The 20,873-nt window shown below is 44.5% G+C and carries 16 protein-coding genes and 1 riboswitch; of the genes, 2 read left to right on the top strand and 14 right to left on the bottom strand.

Annotation, left to right across the window (positions count from 1 at the left end):
* Nucleotides 1-54: 54 nt before the first annotated feature.
* The 5 genes from KCTCHS21_RS31950 to lepB all read right to left on the bottom strand — a co-directional run bounded on the left by KCTCHS21_RS31950 (nt 55) and on the right by lepB (nt 4,371).
* Entirely contained in the window at nt 55-189 is a 135-nt protein-coding gene (locus tag KCTCHS21_RS31950; RefSeq protein ID WP_269472716.1) for a hypothetical protein, read from the bottom strand.
* A 108-nt stretch (nt 190-297) separates the two neighbouring features.
* On the bottom strand, nt 298-444 hold the full coding sequence (locus KCTCHS21_RS30925; protein ID WP_157994070.1) for a hypothetical protein: 147 nt from the start codon (nt 442-444) through the stop codon (nt 298-300).
* Nucleotides 445-580: 136 nt separating this feature from the next.
* Nucleotides 581-1,522 carry an EamA family transporter gene (locus KCTCHS21_RS17560; protein ID WP_130611111.1) on the bottom strand — a complete coding sequence of 314 codons (942 nt, stop codon included), beginning with the start codon at nt 1,520-1,522 and terminating at the stop codon, nt 581-583.
* A 77-nt stretch (nt 1,523-1,599) separates the two neighbouring features.
* Nucleotides 1,600-1,699, bottom strand: a riboswitch (purine riboswitch).
* Between the two features lie 66 nt (nt 1,700-1,765).
* On the bottom strand, nt 1,766-2,464 hold the full coding sequence (locus KCTCHS21_RS17565) for a cupin domain-containing protein (RefSeq protein ID WP_170211431.1): 699 nt from the start codon (nt 2,462-2,464) through the stop codon (nt 1,766-1,768).
* A 137-nt stretch (nt 2,465-2,601) separates the two neighbouring features.
* Nucleotides 2,602-4,371, bottom strand: a complete 1,770-nt coding sequence (gene lepB, locus KCTCHS21_RS17570; RefSeq protein WP_130611114.1) for a signal peptidase I — start codon at nt 4,369-4,371, stop codon at nt 2,602-2,604.
* A 1,685-nt stretch (nt 4,372-6,056) separates the two neighbouring features.
* On the opposite strand from lepB, the gene KCTCHS21_RS17575 reads away from it, so the two are divergent.
* Complete coding sequence (locus KCTCHS21_RS17575) at nt 6,057-6,266, top strand: DUF6199 family natural product biosynthesis protein (RefSeq protein ID WP_232057868.1); 210 nt, start codon at nt 6,057-6,059, stop codon at nt 6,264-6,266.
* Between the two features lie 19 nt (nt 6,267-6,285).
* On the opposite strand, the gene KCTCHS21_RS17580 is transcribed toward KCTCHS21_RS17575, so the two are convergent.
* The 6 genes from KCTCHS21_RS17580 to KCTCHS21_RS17605 all read right to left on the bottom strand — a co-directional run bounded on the left by KCTCHS21_RS17580 (nt 6,286) and on the right by KCTCHS21_RS17605 (nt 14,694).
* Entirely contained in the window at nt 6,286-8,469 is a 2,184-nt protein-coding gene (locus KCTCHS21_RS17580; protein ID WP_130611117.1) for a YhgE/Pip family protein, read from the bottom strand.
* Nucleotides 8,470-8,596: 127 nt separating this feature from the next.
* Nucleotides 8,597-10,459 (bottom strand): patatin-like phospholipase family protein, encoded by a 1,863-nt coding sequence (locus KCTCHS21_RS17585; RefSeq protein ID WP_162309347.1) that lies wholly within the window; start codon nt 10,457-10,459, stop codon nt 8,597-8,599.
* Nucleotides 10,460-10,614: 155 nt separating this feature from the next.
* Nucleotides 10,615-11,241, bottom strand: coding sequence for an FMN-dependent NADH-azoreductase (locus KCTCHS21_RS17590; RefSeq protein ID WP_130611123.1), 627 nt, complete (start codon nt 11,239-11,241; stop codon nt 10,615-10,617).
* A 172-nt stretch (nt 11,242-11,413) separates the two neighbouring features.
* On the bottom strand, nt 11,414-12,073 hold the full coding sequence (locus tag KCTCHS21_RS17595; protein WP_130611126.1) for a response regulator: 660 nt from the start codon (nt 12,071-12,073) through the stop codon (nt 11,414-11,416).
* Nucleotides 12,070-13,731 (bottom strand): sensor histidine kinase, encoded by a 1,662-nt coding sequence (locus tag KCTCHS21_RS17600; protein ID WP_130611129.1) that lies wholly within the window; start codon nt 13,729-13,731, stop codon nt 12,070-12,072. Before KCTCHS21_RS17600 ends, KCTCHS21_RS17595 begins: the two co-directional genes overlap by 4 nt.
* 57 nt (nt 13,732-13,788) lie before the next feature.
* Nucleotides 13,789-14,694 carry a VanW family protein gene (locus tag KCTCHS21_RS17605; RefSeq protein WP_130616566.1) on the bottom strand — a complete coding sequence of 302 codons (906 nt, stop codon included), beginning with the start codon at nt 14,692-14,694 and terminating at the stop codon, nt 13,789-13,791.
* Between the two features lie 192 nt (nt 14,695-14,886).
* Between KCTCHS21_RS17605 and KCTCHS21_RS17610 the strand changes: the two genes are divergently transcribed.
* The gene (locus KCTCHS21_RS17610; RefSeq protein WP_130611132.1) at nt 14,887-16,050 is read left to right on the top strand and encodes a hypothetical protein; all 1,164 of its coding nucleotides are present in this window, start codon (nt 14,887-14,889) and stop codon (nt 16,048-16,050) included.
* Nucleotides 16,051-16,059: 9 nt separating this feature from the next.
* Here the strand turns inward: KCTCHS21_RS17610 and KCTCHS21_RS17615 are convergent, their stop codons facing one another.
* From KCTCHS21_RS17615 to KCTCHS21_RS17625, 3 genes are all read right to left on the bottom strand, one after another.
* Complete coding sequence (locus tag KCTCHS21_RS17615) at nt 16,060-17,550, bottom strand: outer membrane protein assembly factor BamB family protein (protein ID WP_130611135.1); 1,491 nt, start codon at nt 17,548-17,550, stop codon at nt 16,060-16,062.
* A 433-nt stretch (nt 17,551-17,983) separates the two neighbouring features.
* The gene (locus tag KCTCHS21_RS17620; RefSeq protein ID WP_130611138.1) at nt 17,984-19,702 is read right to left on the bottom strand and encodes an ABC transporter ATP-binding protein; all 1,719 of its coding nucleotides are present in this window, start codon (nt 19,700-19,702) and stop codon (nt 17,984-17,986) included.
* Nucleotides 19,703-19,995: 293 nt separating this feature from the next.
* The gene (locus tag KCTCHS21_RS17625) at nt 19,996-20,871 is read right to left on the bottom strand and encodes a DUF8832 domain-containing protein (RefSeq protein WP_130611141.1); all 876 of its coding nucleotides are present in this window, start codon (nt 20,869-20,871) and stop codon (nt 19,996-19,998) included.
* Between the last annotated feature and the right edge of the window lie 2 nt (nt 20,872-20,873).

The raw sequence follows: 20,873 nt of genomic DNA on the forward strand, positions 1-20,873 counted from the left end.
CACCAAAACCCGGTTTTCCACCATTTAGTACGCTCTCAGCGGCTTACAACACACCTAAACCCGTTTTCCACCAATTAGTCCGTTCACAGCGGCTTGCAGTACACCGAAACCCGCTTTCCAGGCATTTAGTCCGTTCACAGCGGCTTGCAGCACACCAAAACCCGGTTTTCCACCATTTAGTCCGTCCACAGCGGCTTACAGCTTTCCGACCTCCGGTTTTCCACCATTTAGTCCGTTAACAGCGGCTTACAGCTCTCCGAAACCCGCTTTCCCGGCATTTAGTCCGTTCACAGCGGCTTACAGCTCTCCGAAACCTGGTTTCCCGGCATTTAGTCCGTCCACAGCTGCTTGCAGCTCTCCGAAACCCGGTTTCCCACCATTTAGTACGTCCACAGCGGCTTGCAGCACACCAAAACCCGGTTTTCCACCATTTAATCCGTCCACAGCGGCTTACAGTTCTCCGACCTCCGGTTTTCCACCATTTAGTCCGCTCTCAACGGCTCACACACAAATCTAATAGATCCCTGACCTGCACACTATATCAACCGATTGCACGTCGGCATCATAGCATTATCACACCTCAAGCTTGGACAGGCCTCCGCCGCATCATCTTAAATACTTCGGGCAAAGCCACGCCAAGAAGCACCAAGACAACTCCCACCCACTGAAGCAGGCTTACATCCTCGTGAAGTACGATTGCTGATAGCATAACTGCCACAGGAAGCTCGGAAGCCCCTAGAATGCTCGTCATACCTTCCCCTATATGTGGAACCCCTATCGCAAACAACACCGGAGGAAGGAATGCGCCAAAGAAGCCAAGCAGAATACCGAAAATCAATAAATTTTCCAATAGGAGTCCATTCACTAAAAAGTGAGGTGGGAACAAAATGAACACAAGAAGCATTCCCCCAGTAATCATCCAACCGCTGCGATAAGCCGGGTGAACCGAAGGGACAGCCTTTCCACTAAACACAATGAATAACGAATAGCTCACAGCTGCCAGCAAACCTAACATGACGCCAGTCCAGTTAAAATTATCGACTCCTTGCTGAACAACACCCGCTGCTAGCAATGTACCTCCGAACAGAATGACTAACGTCAGTAACATAATTCCATCTGGCCGCTTCCGTTGTCCAATTGCATGAATAAGTACGCCCATCCAAGTAAATTGAAATAGAAGTAAAATGGCTAGAGAATTAGGAATATAGCGCAACGATTCGTAGTATAGTAACCCCGTAATCGCTTGTGGGGTGCCGGCTGCCATCAGGATCAGCCTCATTTTCCAAGTTACTTTTACCGTTGGCGTCTTTACTGAGTCTGGGTTCGAGATGTGAGATTGCTTCTTACGCCGCTCACGCCATTGAATGACATACACAAGTGCCCATGACATTAGAAATCCAGTGAACAGCTGACTACCTACGACTTCGCCCAACGAATATCCTTGATCATATGCTTTTACAACGATGGTAGATAAAATGCCATAGCATATTGCTCCCACTAGAACGGCTAATCTGTATTTCATTCCTACGATGACCCCCACTTTTTCTAATGATTCCGAATGTAAAACCAAAAAAATCCTACTAGAAATATAGAATCATCAACACATGATTCTATATTCGTAGTAAGGAAGTTAAGGCTTCCCGTAGAGACCCCCACCCTTAATTCGTGAGGTTATACGAAAGAAATATGAATTTTAATTAAGCAACAGGTCGATTATTGCATGCTGATTTAGCTGTTGTCAACAGAAGTTTCCTTTGGAGCTCATTCAATATTGAGGATTGGGATATGGCTGAGGATAGTAACCATAAGGGTACTCCCCATTGGCTTGTTGATAGTAGGCTTGATTGTGATATAGCTGCCGGGCATACATTTGTTGAGGTTGCTGTGGCTGCTGCTGTGGCACTACCGTCATTGTTCCTTGAACCTGGGTTTTATTACAGTCGGTAGGCGGACCTATGAAAACAGTGCTTTTGATGGGAGACAGAGTATCCTTGACCTTCGCTTCGTCTAGACAATAAGTGTGCGCCAAAATATTGGCAGGTGTTAATCTCAAAATGTCGGAGCCTAAAATAACCTCTGGTATTGGCGCATCGAAGATGGACAGAAAATGTGTGTTATCAACCGTTGCTACGATATAATGCCACCAACCTTGCGGTACATTGGCTACTTGACCTGGCTTTAGGGGGAAATGTAGCAGGACATTCGTAAACGGATTAATGACGGAAATAACTGCAGCTCCTGAAATACAATAGACTAGTTCAGCGGCATTCTGATGATAATGAGGTTCTATGACGTTCCCTGTGCTGAGGAAAATATCTAACAACGATGTATTTTCTAAAGTATTGAGCTGCTTGATGGACAACACATTGATATAATTCTGTGCGTTCTTCTTGAAAAGGGTGTTATTGTTCAAATCATAGGTGAACTGCGTCGTTGATGCTGTGTAATCCATATAGGAAGTCAAACCTATTTCCTGCCCTTCTGTATTTGAAATCTATCCGTCACTTTACCTCGATAGAATATGCATATGCCCATCCGCAAGTGCGGATTTTATCGTAAAAAAGCATTCCAGAGGTTTAAGGGATGCTCATTAGTAAAATATTATTGGGGAAAATCCGGAACATACTCATCCCTTATTCCCATAAGCCCGTCTCCGAAGATAATGTTTATTTGATGCTTTACCTTCTTGCTGTCTTTAATGATATACGTAAACCAGCTCTCATAATGAACCGAGGCGCTGTCCAAATCCATGCTCTCTTTATATTTCTTGATCGTTTTCTCGGCAACCTCTATCGGAACTTCAAGATCATCTGAATTCAAGAAAGCAGCTAACTCCTGTGCTTTATTAGCCTTAATAAGCTTTAAGTATTCCTGGGCCATGCTCTCCGAAAATGGAAAATAAGTAACAAAGGAATTATCAATTTTTAAGTGTCCACTGGAATCGTATATAATAACCAAAATTTGCGTTTCCCTGTGCTTTTCCAGTTGTTGAGCATTGTTTCCGTTGTCGGTTATTCTAAATACATATTGCCCATGCTCAGGGCGCGTGCCATTCTCACTTAGATCAATCTTTTCCTCTAAAGTAGCCAGATCGAAGTTTTTCTCAAAACCTTTAATGATTTCTTTGGCTTGCTTCAATTGAGTGACATACGAATTAGTATTGGACAATAGCTTTAGCAAGCCTTCAGCATCCCGGGCTTTGAGTAATTTAAGGAATACCGCCGCTTCTTGTATCGCTTGGTCCATTTCTTTATCGCCAATAAGCTCAGCTTCATTTTCAGTCGCATATTTCTCCAGTTCCGGAAGCAGAAGTTTTATGGTACTTTTATCAACAATATCCATAGTGTCACTTTCCAATAACACCCTAGTCTCGTCAATTATTTGATTGATATTATGATTGCTGCAGTAATAAGCAATGAGGGGTGCTACAGCATAGATATATTTATTTTCTATACCTGATAAGGATTTGATCGTTCGTTGCTTGTGAGTGATGAACAGTTCGCCAACAATAGCCGAAAAGGATTCTGTTAAGGCACCGTCCAAATTCGTTGTGGCCTTCATTATTTGTGCCGTCCCAGTTCCATCAACAAGACTGATATTAGCGAAAATAAAATCAAGCAGCTGAGTTGGATTATCTGGATATGTAGCTAAGTACCTTTTCCAATCAATGTGGTTAATTTGAGTGAAAATATCGTTTATTTTCGCTTTATTGGATTTTTTACTATTTAAGGCCGTCCAGATCTCCTCGTTGTAATTAACTGTGGTTAAATCAGTTCGTTCAGCCTTGGGCATCCAGCCTACAACCTTACCCATAATCTGATCGTGTGAAAGCGGCCCATTGTTGATACTATTGTTGAAGCTTCGCCACCAAACATCTCCCATTACATAGTATTGTTTAGGGGGAATAACTAGATCAATGTCAAACTCGGATAAAAACTTCCTATCCGTCGCCACGGCTCCATTTCCATAAAAGGTGTCTAGCTTACGGTCATTGATATAGATTTGCCCCTTTGTTATTCGTAGAGCTTCTCCAGGAAGAGCAATAACTCTTGCAACGGCATACTCTTGCTGGCTTACCTGATCAGTTCCTTCTTGATTCGCAGTTATTGTGTAACAAATGAAATCTCCTCGTGCGACCTCATGATTCAGATAATAGGAAGCATCCACGACTAACCGTGAACCAATACCGTACTGCATGGAAATAGCCATACTATCGTCATCGATCTTATGTATGAACTGGTTGTCCGTGATTTTCTTTATCACTGGTAAATCATATACGGTAAATTCGTCCTTCATCACTGGCTCATCTTTGCAGCCTGACAAGATCAGCAACGCAGCCAAAGTAATGAATGCCACAACATATTTCTTCATTCACAGCATCTCCCAGCCAGTTACAATAATGTTCCTCTACAACTTAAACGCTAGTAAGACCATATTTGTTCCTAAAAAATACCTAAAAACCCATAATTGACACATCTTCAGGATGGGGGACACTGTGAGGGACTATCGTAAGCTCCAATCATGACCAGTCGCTGACCCGTTACTCGATAATTTCGTATACCTCACTCCAATCAAGCCTCCTCTCAGACCCGTTACTCGACTTTTTCGAGCATCTCCCTCCATTTGAGCCCCTTCGTAGACCCGTTACTCGATAATTTCGTATACCTCACTCCAATCAAGCCTCCTCTCAGACCCGTTACTCGACTTTTTCGAGCATCTCCCTCCATTTGTGCCCCTTCGCTGACCTATTACTCGAAAATCGTACAACTCTCCCCAATCGTGCATCACACAATACCCAGTTACACGACTTTTTCGAGCATCTCCCTCCATACGTGCCCTTTCGCTGACCAGTTACTCGAAAAATTCGTACACCTCACTCCATTCGTGACCCTTCACAGACCCGTTATTCGAAAAATTCGTATACCTCCGTCAAATCATGCCTCCTCCCAGACCCGTTACACGACTTTTTCGAGCATCTCCCTCCATTTGCGCCCCTTCGTAGACCCGTTACTCGAATATTTCGTATACCTCACTCCAATCAAGCCTCCTCTCAGACCCATTACTCGACTTTTTCGAGCATCTCCCTCCATTTGTGCCCCTTCGCTGACCTGTTACTCGAAAATTTCGTACAACTCTCCCCAATCGTGCATCCCACTAGACCAGTTACTCGACTTTTTCGAGCATCTTCCTCCATACGTGCCCCTTCGTAGACCCGTTATTCGAAAATTTCGTATACCTCACTCCAATCAAGCCTCCTCACAGACCCGTTACTCGACTTTTTCGAGCATCTCCCTCCATTTTTGCCCCTTCACAGACCCGTTATTCGAAAATTCGTATACCTCCGTCAAATCATGCCTCCTCCCAGACCCGTTACACGACTTTTTCGAGCATCTCCCTCCATTTGCGCCCCTTCGCTGACCTATTACTCGAAAATATCGTACAACTCTCCCCAATCGTGCATCACACAAGACCAGTTACTCGACTTTTTCGAGCATCTCCCTCCATTCGTGCCACTTAGCTGACCTATTACTCGAAAATATCGTACAACTCTCCCCAATCGTGCATCCTCACAGACCATTTACTCGACTTTTTCGAGCATCTCCCTCCATACGTGCCCTTTCGCTGACCTGTTACTCGAAAATTTCGTACACCTCACTCCATTCGTGACCCTTCGCGGGCCTGTTACTCGAAAATTTCGTACACCTCACTCCATTCGTGTTGCATCACAGCGCCATTAATCGATTCTTTCGAGCATCTCCCTCCAATCTCATCTTTCGACAGACAGCGTCGTTTGTTAATTTCCAGCAACAAAAAACCAGGACTGAGCAGGTAGTTAACCTTGTCTCAGCCCTGGTTTCAAAACCTCTATATATCTTCATGGCGCAGCGAATTTATTAATCCCATATTTACCATAGTGAATTATCACCTGAACTATCAATGGATCAATATCAAAGGATAACAAAAATGTGTACACCAGCATAAAATTGGATTATATTGGAATTTAACGAAGGTGTAACTCGCCTTGTCACATACTATATATAGGAGGCTGAATACGCATGTTCATGTTCAAATTGCTTCCAGTCCTTTTTATTATATTAGGAGCTGTTGGAGTTTTCTTTCCGAGAATTTCCTGGTACCTAGGTATCGGTTGGCAATTCAAAAATGCTGAACCGAGCACAGCAGCCCTTGTTTCAGCTCGAATAAGTGGCATCTTAGCTATCGCTGCAGGTGTTTTCCTTCTTACTTCAGGTATTCTTCCTAATTGACTTATCCAGTCAGCCCAACCTAAAGCTTCACCGGCATAAGCTGCTCTTCCTCCACTTTCCCCTTACCTCTGCTAATGAAATACACAAAGGTCAGAATGAGAGAGACGAGCAGATAAGGTGCAAATCGGGCAACCTGGCTCCACATATCATTATAATTCCCGCTAGATATGACATCTCTAAATCCACGGATCGTATAGGTCATGGGCAGCCAAGGATTCATCGCCTTAGCCCAGCCGGGAAGAAGCTCAAGTGGGAATGTGCCTGCGCTAGACGCAAGCTGAAAAATCATTATTAGCAGCACAACAAATCGGCCAGGCAAATCCAACCACGTCACAATGGCTTGGACCATGAACATAAACGTAAAGCCCGCCAAAGCGGTATACAAATAGAAGAGCGGAACACTCTGAACTTTAAGCCCCAGTATATAGACAAGAATTGTTACTGCAATTAGGGACTGGGCTAAGCTAATGCAAGCGAAGGTTAGTGTTTTGCTAACAAATACAGAAATTCCGGATGCCCCGTCAACGATACTGCTTCGGGCAGATATGATCGTCGTAAACACAAGTGCACCCGCAAATAAAGCCATAGAAATAAAGTACGGCGCTATACCGTTACCATATATCGTCACCTTCCGCTCGTTACTCGATATCATCGCGACGGGTTGGGCAAGCATTTGGATCATTTTATCATTGGCTTTAATCATTGAAGTCTTATCCGCAGCTTCAGTTAATTTACTAGCCAATTCATGCGCACCATTGACAAGCTTTCCTGCTCCTTCACCTAACGGCGCAGTTGCAGCATTCAGCTGCGAAGCCCCACTAGCGACCTTACCTACTCCCCCTACCATTTGCCCTAGTCCAGTATGTAGCTTCGTTGCTCCTACATTTAATTGTTTCGCACCTTCGGCTAGCTTGCTGCTGCCCGTTGTGATTTGATTAAATTTAGAGTTATATTCCTTTAATCCTTCATAGATCTGTTTTTGACCTGTTTGCAGTTCCGTTACCCCTCGAAGCATTGAATCCTGTCCTGTGCTCAGCTTTTGGCTGCCAGCTAGCAGCTTCTGCTGTCCAGAATAAAGAGCCCCACTCGCAGCTTGAAGTTTTTTCTGTCCGCTTAGCAGTTCCTTGGTGCCCTTAGCAACCTCTTGGCTAGCTGCTAACAGCTTCTGCAGCTGAGGGTCGGAAGCAAGACTCTCATTGGAATCCATCGCCTTCTGTAGCCCTGTAGCAACCTGTGCGCTCCCAGTAGACAGCTCATCAATAGATGACAACGATGATCCCAGTCCATCATTCAGCTGCCCGCTTCCGGTCACCGTGCTTTGCAGGCCAGCCGTTAGTTGATCAGCTGCAGCCTTAGAAGACTTTATTCCGGCAGTAATAGCCGTTGACCCCTGCTCGGTCTTCAATGCGCCTTCCTGTAACCCTATTCCAGCAGCAGCAAGCTTCTTGGCTCCCAACGACAGCTCAGAAGCCCCGTTATTTAATTGAATGACTCCCGTTTGCAATGCACCCGCTCCATCTTTTAACAACCCTACGCTACTATCCAGAGTGCCCGCACCCTTCGCAAGCTCAGCGAGACTGGAGCTGAACTTTACTATGCCATCGTTGAGCTGAACGGCACCTGTATTCAAGTCATTCGAGCCTTTACTGGCTAAGGAAAGTCCGCTGCTTAACGACTCAAACTGTGTAAATATACTGCGCGAGTATGCCTCGGTAACATTATGAGAAAGCCTTTCTTTAAGCTCCTTCGATACATTTTCACTAATCTGTCCAGCCACGAAATTGTAATAGCTATTCGATTCAAAAAGGATAGATGCCTGTTTCGGATTATCACTCGACAATGTAGCAATATCCTGAGAGAAATTAGCCGGGATCGTAATAGAAGCATAATAATGATTACCCTTCATTCCTTGGTCGGCTTCTTCCTTGTTGACGAAGCTCCAAGCAAAGCTGTTGTTATTCGATAACTCGTCAACAAAGTCTTTACCAACGTTTAAGCTTTTTCCTTCATAGCTTGCTCCCTGATCCATATTAACGATAGCAACCGGGAGATTGCTGAGCTGTCCATAAGGATTCCAAGTCCCTCTAATCAAGAATCCACTATATAGGGTGGGTATAAAGGCAACTGCAATAAAGCTAATGACAAGCATCGGCTTATGTATGAAGTAACGGAAGGATTGCTTGAATACGTGAAAGGGATGCATAGAGTACCTCCGATTTTGTAAAAAAGTTCAGTGGTAGTATGTAACCTTTACCTTCCCAATATTCAGCTTTAACCGATCTATCTGTGCACAAAAAAACCGCCCCCCTCATCGAGAAGGTACGGTTTTGTTATTTAGACAGAGGAGTAAGCTTTTGTTTAATCCGACTAACTGCTTCTCTTGTGATGGCTTCTCCAGCAGCGATACAAATAGCTGAATCTTTGAAGCTAAGCTGGTTGTAACCAAGATCAGGGCGTAATATGACATCCGCTAGCTGTAATTCTTCCTTTACAATCCTCGAGCTCATCATATCAATAGTATTCATAAGTGAATCTATAAAATTTCTAGCTGTCCCCTTAGCAAAAGACTCCGCGCAAATATTTACAGCAATAACGATATCAGCACCCATACTTTTTACGAGAGCCGCCGGTACGGGATGAATGACCCCTCCATCGACAAGAGTCTTTCCTTCATAGCTCACAGGACGCATAATCGCAGGAATGGCTGTACTTGCAGCAATCGCATTGGCAAGTAAACCTTTTTGCATAATATGGGCTTCTCCTGTTGAGGCATCCGAAGCTACAGCGGCAAAGGGAATAGGTAGATCCTCAATAAGCCTCTTGCCTAAATGCTGTTCAATAAAACCAATCATAGGTGTATTGTGCACAAACGAGCGCTTAGGGAAGGTCGGTCGAAGCAACTGGCCCCATCGCATTTTTGATAGAACACGAATACAGTCCTCCACAGGCATCCCGGCCGCATAAGCACCGCCTACTAATGAGCCAACACTAGTGCCCGCAATTCTATCAATAGGAATACCCTCTTGCTTCAACACCTTTAGTACACCTAGATGAGCCATTCCTCTGATTGAACCACTACCTAAAGCTAATCCAATGATTGGTCTTTCGCCTGGTTTACGTATTCGCCCAAAGCGCAGATGGCTACTATAGATCGTGCGACCCCCACTTAGAACATAAGCTTTCTTCACTATTCCTTGTAATTCCTGCACATTATTAGTTAAGTAGGGAAAGAGACTAAGTACTCGAAGTGCATCCTCCGAGATTATCGTTTCTTCTTCCTTAGCTCCCTCTTTTCTCACAAAATATGTCGCCAGCAGCGGAATATCCTCTACTCGTTCGCGAAGAGGTGGAACATGTAACGTATATACGCCAGGAATATCTAAGGATTCAGTACTGGTCAATACGATACGTGTCTGGGTATCCGTTTCTATAATTTGTTTTAAGATAGGCACTGTTAATTGCTCAGCATGTTCAACAACAATTGTACCTCCTTTAGCCGCACGTACTCTCGAATCCCAAGTAAGTAAGTCAAACTTATTTCCATTGAGGGTCAGAATCGGATAATGGCCTTGTGATCCTGTTTGATGAAGCTTTCTGGCGATACTCATCTTGCCCGTACCCGCTTCGCCTACAATAAGAACGTGTTCTTTTCTTACAGCTAGACGTTCTATATTCTGAAGTAGCTCTTGCATAGACGGACTCACACCGATGAGCACGCCGTAACGTTCCTGCTCCTCCGTTTCCTGCTGCTTCATAATGATTTGACTCTTTGCATGCTCCTCTAACACGCGCTCATTGGAGCTCTGAATTCGCTTAATCATAGCTTCAACAATTTGTTTGCGGAAATCGGCATTACTATCCATTAACAGTAGCATCCCTTTACGAGAAACGGTGAGCGTATGGACATCATCAACGGCTTCGACATGAGCACTGACAGGATCTCCTGTCAAACAAGACATTTCTCCAAAAAAATGCCCTCTTTGTAAAATAGCTAATTCAACTTTGCTTTCCTGCTTTAGATATACTCGTGCTTGGCCTGACACGATAATATGGACACGGTCGCTAACCTCACCTTGCTGCATAACAAGCTGTCCGGACAAATATCGTTGTTCCTGCATCTCTATATTTAACTGCTCTAGTTCTTCGGCAGATAATTGCTCCAAAATCGGATAGGCCTGATAGGGATGTTGCAATACTTCTACCTCCTTACGACTATAAGCACAATTAGATTTCCTTATTATTCCTCTATTGTGGTGTCTTTGCGTATAGATTGCAAGCAACATTTAAATGCACAAAAGCTGACTTCGCATAATTGCGAAAGTCAGCTTTTGATTCATATATTTGCGAATTAGAATCTTACTGCAGCATTCTTAGCGTTCTCTATACCTTGTGCAACAATTGCTTCCGCTTGATCTGGCAATTGATTGTGGCCTTCAACAATAACATTTTCGAAGTTAGTAACACCGAAAAATGCCATAATATTGCGAATGTAATTGAAGGACATTTCTGCAGCAGCTGCAGGACCTTCAGAATAAATACCGCCACGTGCATTCAAGAGAGCAACTTTCTTATCAGGAATTAAACCTACAGGACCTTGTGCTGTATAGGAAAAAGTTTTGCCTGCTTCATAAATATAGTCAATGTACGTATGAAGAACAGCTGGAATTGTAAGATTCCAAAGCGGGAATCCAAATACAACTTTATCAGCTGCAAGGAATTGCTCAAGATATTTGCTTGAAACATCAGTTGCTGCTTTTTCTTCTGCTGTAAGATCAAAACCGCGAGCCGCTTTGAATTTACCATTAATCATGTCTGCATTCAAATATGGCAATGTTTCTTTGAACAAGTCCAGCTCGATGACAGTATCTTCTGGATGGCTTGCTTTGTAGCTGTCCAAGAATGCTTGATATAGCTTAACACTAACTGCTTGCTCAATTGCACGATCGTTTGCTTTGACGAATAATACAGTACTCATATGAATAACCTCTTTTCATGTTTTGGTTAGTTAATAACTTAAAGTAACTACCATTACTATATACAGTTTTTCTTCCGCTCACATCAGCAATTAGGCTGAATCCAAGCATAAAAAAACCGCCATTAGGCGGAGGTCGAGTCTTAAGACTTTAGATGTAGATCAATGGACAATGCTATTCAGTAGGTTGGAAAAGGTGGACTGCAAATAGTGCCGCCTGTGTACGGTCCGTAAAATTAAGTTTGCTAAGAATGCTGCTTACGTGTGTTTTTACCGTTTTCTCAGCTACGACGAGTTCTTGGGCAATTTCCTTGTTGCTATGTCCCTTAGTAAGCTGCTCCAGCACTTCGAGCTCTCTAGGAGTCAAGGACTCGATCGCTTCACCTCTTGGAAGCTTCTTTGGCTCACTCTGCTGTGGAATCAGCTGGCTAAGAAGCGCATTCGAGATATCGGGGTGAAGCTGGATATTCCCTTTGAATGCACTGCGAATGGCTTCTACTAATTGATCCGGATCGACTTCCTTAAGCATGTAACCGATCGCGCCCGTTTGAAGGGCAGGAACGATATGACTTCGATCGGAAAAGCTTGTCAGCACAAGAACTTTCACATTCGGATGCTGCTCAGCTATTAGTGCACTTGCCTCTATTCCATCCATAATGGGCATATTCAAATCCATGAGCACGATATCCGGCTGTAATTGTGCTGTCAGTTCAACTGCTTCCTGCCCATTATGAGCTTCTCCAACAATTTCGAAATCTGGTTGCGTGCTTAGAAAGAAAGAAATTCCCTTCAAAACAATCTGATGATCATCTGCTAGTAATATTTTTATTTTCAAAGCTGTTCCTTCTCCTCGTTGCAAATTTCCTCTACCTGTGTCATAGGAATAGTTACTTTGACGATCGACGGTTTTCCCTTGCCGCTAGTAATCGTTAATTCGCCCCCTAACGATTCAGCTCTTTCCCGCATAGACGTCATTCCCAGCGTGAACTTCCCTTTCTTCTTCTCGATTGAGAAGCCCCTACCCTGGTCAGAAATAATAAGACTAGCGTCCGTATCTGATTTAACCAATCGAATATGGGCCGTGTTCGTGCCAGCATGCTTCTTTACGTTATTGAGCGCTTCTTGACCGATTCTCCAGAAGGCTTCTTCAATCGCACGAGGTAATTCCTTAATTCCCTCTGCCTGCTCATAGACAAACAGATTGATGTCTTGCCCATATTGCTTCAATGCTGGAAGTAATCCGTTCTCTAAGCCCGCTGGACGCAGCTGCCAGATGAGAGATCGCATTTCCTTTAGTACCTCTTGCGACACACGGCTTATTTCCTGCAACGATTGTTCGGCAACAGGCTCTCTTCCAGCCAGCAGTGCTTCAGCCCCCTTCGCTAGGAAGGATAAGGAAAACACCTTCTGAATAACGGAATCGTGCAAGTCACGCGCCATTCTGTTCCGCTCTTCCAATAAGGCAAGCTCGCTTCGCTGCTCGTAAACCCTTAGATTTTCGATACTTAACGTAAAATGGTCCCCGAGGGAATACATGAAATCCTCATAATACTCGTCAAAATGCTTGCTATTGGGGCTACTAATAAGTAAAACACCTATTGGATGACTCCGAGTACGAAGCGGAATCGCAATAGCTGAACCGTAAGTAGGTATGCCTATGGCCGACAAAGAACTCCCAGCATTATGCTTACACGAATCAATAACCAGTCGATTTTCCCTAAAAGCAATTCCAACTAGGCCAGCCTCGTCCAGAGGGATGGACTCCCATGTATTGGTGACAAGCTTGTCCTTGTATTGGGCGCTTAAAGATAGCTCGTTGTTCCGATGAATAAACAGGGATACATGTTCCCAGTCGAAGGCATCCCCAATAATGCTGACCGCTTTAAGAGGTAGCTTATGAATATCCGGTATGGAGTTAATCTGTTGTATTACATCACCGAGCTTGGCATATAAGATTGCGCTCTGCTCTTGTGCTTCATAAAGTCGAATCCGCTTTATCGCTGTTCCGATTTGCAAGGCCACTGCCTGTAGCAATGCCAGCTCATCCTCAGAATAATGTAATTTCCCTACTGATGCGACATTTAATAAGCCGAAACGGTCCTTACCCGCATTAAGCTCAACGGTGGCGTGATGAGAAATACCTTCCGTATCGCCCACATTGTGCATCTCGGCATATTTAATCCTTCTGCACTCTACAATGCTGACAGCAGCATCCAGCTCATTCTGGCGATAGCTTGCAATGCATGCACATTCCTCACCGCACATTACAGCATAAGCTCCAGACGTTAGTGCAGGCGGGAGATTCTGTGAAGCAAGGCACTGGTTGCCTGGTAGTTCATCTAATAGAAAAATCCAACCAATAGATAAGCCCGTAACTTGAAGCAGCTTGTTTAGAACGGCATCCAGCATCGGGTCCATTTCATTGGTAGAATTCAGCATCTCCGCGATTTCTTTGAGCGCCTTTAGCTCATATGTACGAATTTCTCGGGACATCAGTCTCCCCTCCTACTCATGCCCCATTATACACCGCTAACATCTACCTTGCATGATTCATGGCGAAATTCCATTCACATTTTGATCATCAGGTACCTCCTGTGGCAATTGCTTGGATGCGCTTGGAACCTCACGTTTTTTCGCATTAATCGATTCAGAGGCATAGATAATAACGGATACCTGTCCTCCTTGAGAGATGGCACGTATGAGTATTGGCTGATTGTATTTATTCTGAAAAACAAAGTCAGGACCATACCAGCTAACAGTGGCATCGCGTCCTGGGGGCACATAGGGAACCCGACGGCTGTGGGAATATCGCTGGACGATCTGCAGCCCGGCGCGATCTACAGCATTGTACAGCGTAGATGAGGTTTGGCAAATCCCGCCCCCAATACCTTCAGAAATCTCACCTCTTACAATAATTTTTGCACGCAAATACCCTTTCTGCTCTGTTCTGTTACCGACAACCTGATTAAATGAGAATGACTCTCCGGGAAAAACGAATTGGTTGTTAATGGCTTGAGCAGCTAGGAGAATGTTATGCGCGCGGTTTTTATTGTTCGAATTAAAGTAGGTTGTATATTGGCCAATAGGCTTCTCCTTTACGGACTCAAGTAATTCGCTATCTACCTTGGGATACACTTTATTCTGCGGTACTTCTAGATTAGACGAAGTTCCCTCGATCATAAAGCTGTAGAATTGCTCGGCAAATGCGCGACGATCCAGCTTATACCCAAATTGCCCTGGAAAAATACGCCCCCAGCCGTCTAATCCAGCATTAACAGGAGCTCGATACGAGAGCTTGTCTAACTCATCCATCAGCTTACTTAATTTGTCATCATTTACTATCGGTAAACCAGAGAAAGGAAGCACGTATTCCGAGCGTTGAATACTGGCAATGGATTTCCCTTGTTGAGTAACAGTTAGGCTCTCTGGATGAAGAGCTTGTTGAACTAGCATCATAATGCCAACAATTGCGTGCAGCCCCACATTACCTACCACCTATTCACGTTATAGTCAGAGGAATGACTATAACGTGTGTTAAACATTGGCTTATTATCCTACATAAATCTCCCTGTGTTCGCCCACAATATAATTTGACGATCGGAGTGAAGCAGACGATGAAGCGAAAATAAGACGATCGGAGTGGAGCAGATGATGAAGCGAATAAGTCGCGTCGGTTTAGCGCTATTATCAATGGTCATGATGTATACTCTCCTGTCGGATAGTTCAACTTCCTTTGCCGCAAAGGAACCCACAATAGCGAAACCTCTGCTCATTCTCACCGTTCGGTCAAGTCTTAACGCGACATCATACAGTACGCTTAAGATTAATAGTCCTGACTTAGTCAGAGCTCTATCTCGTCCCAAGAAGGAAAAGCTGAATGACGCTTCCCTTTTGCCGGATTTGCAGATCAGCTTGCTGCTGGGTCAAGAGGGAGTGCAGCTGCGCATGGAACGTTCGGGAAATCTGTGGAATGAGGCGACAAGGGAACATTATTTGCTCCCTCAAGTTACGGTAAATCGATTAAGGAATTATGCTGCAGCATTGAGGAATAGTCACTACGGAAGATTAACGCGGTGGGATGACGCGAAAAATATAGTAAACCGCAAAAGCATGTTCTCCGTTACGGATTTAGAAACGGGGTTAACCTTCAAGGTTCAACGCCGAGCTGGGAGCAGTCATGCGGATGTTCAGCCTTTAACCAAGGAAGATACGGCGATCATGAAACAAATCTATAATGGGCGTTGGAGCTGGAAGCGGAAACCGATTATCGTTCACTCTAGTCAAGGAAGATTAGCGGCGTCGATGAATGGCATGCCCCATGGTGGTGACGGAATACCAGACAACGACTTTTCGGGCCACTTCTGCATACATTTTCAAGACAGCACATCCCATAAATCAAATACCCCCGATCCAGCGCATCAATTAATGATCCACAAGGCCGCGGGTAATCTTCGTTCCTATTTAGATGCTGCTTCTCCCGACATATTGGCAGAAAGCTTCATTGAGGCTATGTATCAGCAGGATGAAGAGCTACTTAGCCAAGTTTGGGTAGATGCACCGAAAGATAAGCTGGCTGGTTTCATCCGAGAACTGCAATCTCTTACGTCCATTCGCATTCGCAAGCCAAGCAAAAAAAGTGGTCAAGCGGATCAAGAGAATAATCAGGTCACAGATGATCGTTTATTAGCTGAAATAAAGCTTCCTGTCGCCATCAATGTGCCCGGCAAGCCAGAGCGGAACAGCACCTATACCTTCAGGATCACAAGAGAAAGCCCGCAATTACCTTGGCGCATAGTGGATGTTCGGAGTTGAATGTTTATTCTACTCCAGCTTGATTCCGTATATTTTGCCTCCTCGGGAGGCCATAACAGCATAATTGTTGAAAATAGCCGGAGAAGCTTCGATGTTCGTCCCGATGTTTAAGCTACCAAGCACCTTACCGCTGCTAGCGGAGATAACGGATACGATGCCTACCGAATTTGCTTGTATGAGATAGGCTTTGCCTGCATTGTCGTAAACGTCCACAGGAGAGGACCAAGCGTAGTTTTTCATCTGCAATCTCCACACTTCTTTGCCGGTTTCTTTGTCCAGCGCCACCATCAATCCCCCACTGAAAGTACCATAGCGGGCAATCGTAAAGATGACTAGGTTGCTGATTTCCTTTTTCCCCAATACTGGAGTTGCTAGCAACCCACCATTCACCGGATGAGCGCCTAATAGCGAGAAGCAAGGGTATTTATTCTGCCAAATCACTATGCCCGTCAACCCATCAATTTTCCGAATATAGGAACTCCCTGACTTCCCTTGCTTATCAACCTCTGTCCCCGTATATAAATAGGGCACTCCGTGCTCTTGCTCAATGACTATCGAGGCATCTGTATCATCGATTGGAGGAAGCGACCACTCTGGCTTGCTCGTTTTTAGATTCAGGGCTAGAATACTACCACCATTATCACCAAAGTACGCTACATCGTTGTACATTGCTAAGGAATTTTCTATTCCTTGATAATTGTTCCCTGCGACTTTGTAACGGTATTTGCTAATGACTGGTGCAATCTTAATCGATTTCTTGCTTCGGTCGAACACCGTATTGAGCTTTATATGATAGACTAATCCGTTTTCTCCGCCGACGATAAGGGTATCTTCCAAGCGATTGAATACCGCTGAGCTGTCAAAGGCCCCCCAAGTCCGATAGGCAAATGGGTCTCTCCCGTTCACACGAAGAAGTTTTTTCTGATCGATTAGGCTGTATAAGTTAAAACCGATAGTACCATTCTCGGGAATTCCCTCTCCCACATAGAGCAACGGATAGCCGCGAGCATCTACCGAGACACTCCCTTTAATGGGATTGCCCACCTTAATGGGACTTCGTGTTTCCTCACCGGATTCCAGCTCCATGAAGTAGACATATCCGTCTAAAGAGGCATAGATCACCTCGGTAAAATCAGGCTTTGTAAGAAATTTGGCCTTCACGTTCATCGTACGTAAAATATCTGGAGCCCATTTTACGATGGCGGGCTGACCTGTCCAGCCGGCTCCGCCTCCCCAAGAGCTCAATTTCGTTTTCTTTGTCCACGCGATCTTAGGCTGAAACAGACTCATATCTGTCGTGCCAAAGGAAGGAGCACTTCTCTCGTTCGTGCCTCGAAAGGTCAATATCCCCTCTACTTCTGTATATTTTTCCGGGAAAGCTTGCTGTTGAATGGGGGTTTGCTCCCACTGATAGGAAAAAAGACTTTTGGCTTGGGCGATTCCCTGGTACGTACAAATGAGGATGATTGCTAGAATCAAGGTCTTTTTTCCGAAGTACATCTCTATCTATTCCCTCCCTAAAATCAGAATCAAATAGAGTGTACCTATTCACCGCCGAGAAGCTTGTCAAACGGTCTGCGTGAATTACAGGATTGTTTGTCGGATTAACAGCAATGTCATCGGAATTCTGCGGGCAGCGGTTTGTAACGGAATAGCCGATGGTAGAGAGGGTAGCTATAACATGTATGCTTACCTCGATCCAGACCACATCGCACGGAAAAATAACCATAAAATGTATGTCTAATGTCTCCCAAACCGCATCGCATGGACCAGTAACTATACAAAGTATGCTTATTGCGACCCGAATGGATGTACTGCGGAATTTGAGATAGTATATATTCATAAAACTACAGAAAAAGCCACCTCGCGGTGGCTTTCTCTACTTCTTGTCCTTAGTTATTCACTCTAATATTTACCTTACTCACACTCAACCTCAAGCATTCTGATACTGAGCCTGATGAAGCCTGCTATATATTCCACCAGATGCGATTAGCTCCTGATGTCCGCCTTCTTCGGCGATGCCGCTCTCATCGACAACGATAATTCTATCTGCATTTTTGATTGTTGTTAGACGGTGGGCGATGACTAGTGTTGTGCGTCCGATAGAAAGCTCTGCTAGAGATTTCTGAATAGCTGCTTCTGTCTCGGTATCTAGCGCTGAAGTTGCTTCATCCAGAATGAGAATCGGAGGGTTTTTCAGGAACATTCTGGCGATCGACATCCGCTGCTTCTGTCCTCCAGATAGCTTGACGCCCCGTTCACCAATAATGGTGTCCATACCTTCCGGCAGCTGAAGAATCATCTCCTCTAGGGACGCCCTTCTCGCTGCATTCCATATTTGCTCTTCTGTAGCGTTCAAATCCCCGTAAGCAATATTTTCTCTAATTGTACCCGCAAATAGGAAAACATCCTGTTGAACGATACCGATATGCTTTCGCAAAGACTGCAGCTTCATCTTACGGATATCGATGCCATCTACAGTAATCGTCCCCTCATCTACATCATAGAAGCGAGGCAGCAGGCTGCAAATCGTTGTTTTCCCCGCTCCAGACGGACCAACGAATGCTATCGTCTCTCCTGCTTTAATATTTAGGCTAATGTTACTGAGAATGCTCCTGCCAGGCTCGTAGCCGAATGAGACTCCTTGGAAGCTAATGTTTCCCTGCAAAGAATCAACAGCAATGGCATCCTTAGCGTCCGCAATGTCCGGCTCCGTATCGATGATCTCAATGTATCTCTTGAATCCAGCGATGCCCTTTGGATAGCTCTCAATAACAGCATTGATCTTCTCAATAGGACGGAAAAAGATATTAGATAAGAGCAAGAACGCCATAAACTCTCCAAGCTCCAGCTTGCCTTGAATGAAAAACCATGCTCCGCAAATCATAACGAATACCGTAATCAGGCGCATCATCATATAACTGACAGATATACTTTTAGCCATAGTTTTGTAGGCCAACAGCTTGGTCTCGCGGAAGCTCTTATTATCTTTAGCAAATAGTTTCTTCTCATGCTCCTCATTAGCGAACGATTGAACAACACGAATACCGCCAACGTTTTCTTCAATTCTAGCATTGAAATTGCCGACATCACCGAACAATCTCCGGTAAGTCGTCGTCATTTTGCCGCCGAACACAATGATAAGCCATGTCATGATCGGAATAATAATAAACGTAAGCAAAGCGAGCTCTAGATTGATGTGAGCCATAAGCGCGAAAGAGCCCGCAAGCGTCATGATCGCGATGAAAACATCCTCGGGACCGTGGTGGGCAACCTCCCCAATTTCATTCAGATCGTTAGTTACCCTTCCTACCAGATGCCCCGTCTTATGATTATCGAAGAAGCGGAACGACAGCTTCTGTATATGCTCGAACATTTTCCGCCGCATATCCGTCTCGATGTTAATCCCGAGCATATGTCCCCAATAAGTTACGACGTAGTTAAGCACCGTATTCAGCGCGTATATACCCAACAGGGCTACGCAAGCAAGCACGATCATCGGCCAATTTTCTCCAGGCAGCAGATCATCAATGAAGTTTCTAACCGCGAGTGGGAATGCTAGCTCCAGTAATCCGGCGATAATAGCACAAGTAAAATCGAGCACAAACAAGCCTTTATATGGGCGATAATAGGAAAAAAATCTGCGTATCATTGTTCATCTCACTCTCCTGTTCCCGAGCAACCAGTTGTCTTTACACTTACATGATTTTAAGAGATTATTAATCTTTATGTCAATTAAACGTATGATAGACAAGAAAAAAAGCACCTCCAAACCCCGCAGTATCGTCGCTGGGGTTGGAGGTCTTTTTCACATTCCTCTTACATTAAGCAAACATCCCGTTAAAGTTAGACTGATAGGATAGAGTTTAGGAGGTGAAGCTAACATGTATTATGATGAGGATCGCGTACCGTTCGAAGATTCTGAAGAGGAATCCCAAAATTAGATTAAGGAACCTTCACGACAAAAGAAACAATAAAAGGCTTGTCATTACGCTGAAATTGTCCCCAGATTTTATAGACCCCACTCGTTGGAAAGCTAGTCCTAAACTGCGCGTCTGGCCCCTTAGCACTCTCATCCGTAGGATGAACGTGAAGATATTGCTCCGCATCCGAACTGAGGATAACGACATGACCGACAGCTCCCAAGTATGGCTGAAGGTCTTTAATCGGTTTTCCCGTATGGACATCGATCATATTAAAGTTTAAGTTCACGTCCATATTGGCCATTAACTGATCAAAGGAAAGTGTGACTTCAATATCACCGACCTTTTTTACAAGACTAGACTCCGGATTTATCCCCTCTTGCACAGAATATTTTCCTTCCACCGTAACCCAATGACTCTGTGAAGTAGCGCCGCTTCCCGTCGGGATATAATCTGCAATTAGCTTGTAGCTACCGGCACTTGGGAGCTTTGTCTGAACAACAAAGGTCCCCTCTTCCTTATACTCCGGGTGGATATGGTCGAAATAAGACAAATCCTTGCTCACAACAATTAAATGCATCTTCTTCTCATGATTAATATCGAAGGATTTAACTGCTTTGCCTTCCTTGTCTTGAATTTGTATAGTGACCTCGGTAATCTCCCCAGCTGTCAGCTTACTGGTTGAGAATGTCCAGGAAGCCGTTGTGGTGTCCTTATGCTCCGAACCATCCGCTCCTCCATGAGCGCCATGTCCTGTAAATGTTTCATGAGCCCCATGTCCCGTAGATGTTTCTTGAGCGCCATGGCCCATAGCGTTATGATTGGATTTTTTGGTGCAGGCAGTCATAACCATTAACACCATTGCAATGGTTACCAGCATTAACAATACTCGCTTCATGA

It is taken from the genome of Cohnella abietis (genome assembly GCF_004295585.1).
Taxonomy (GTDB): domain Bacteria; phylum Bacillota; class Bacilli; order Paenibacillales; family Paenibacillaceae; genus Cohnella; species Cohnella abietis.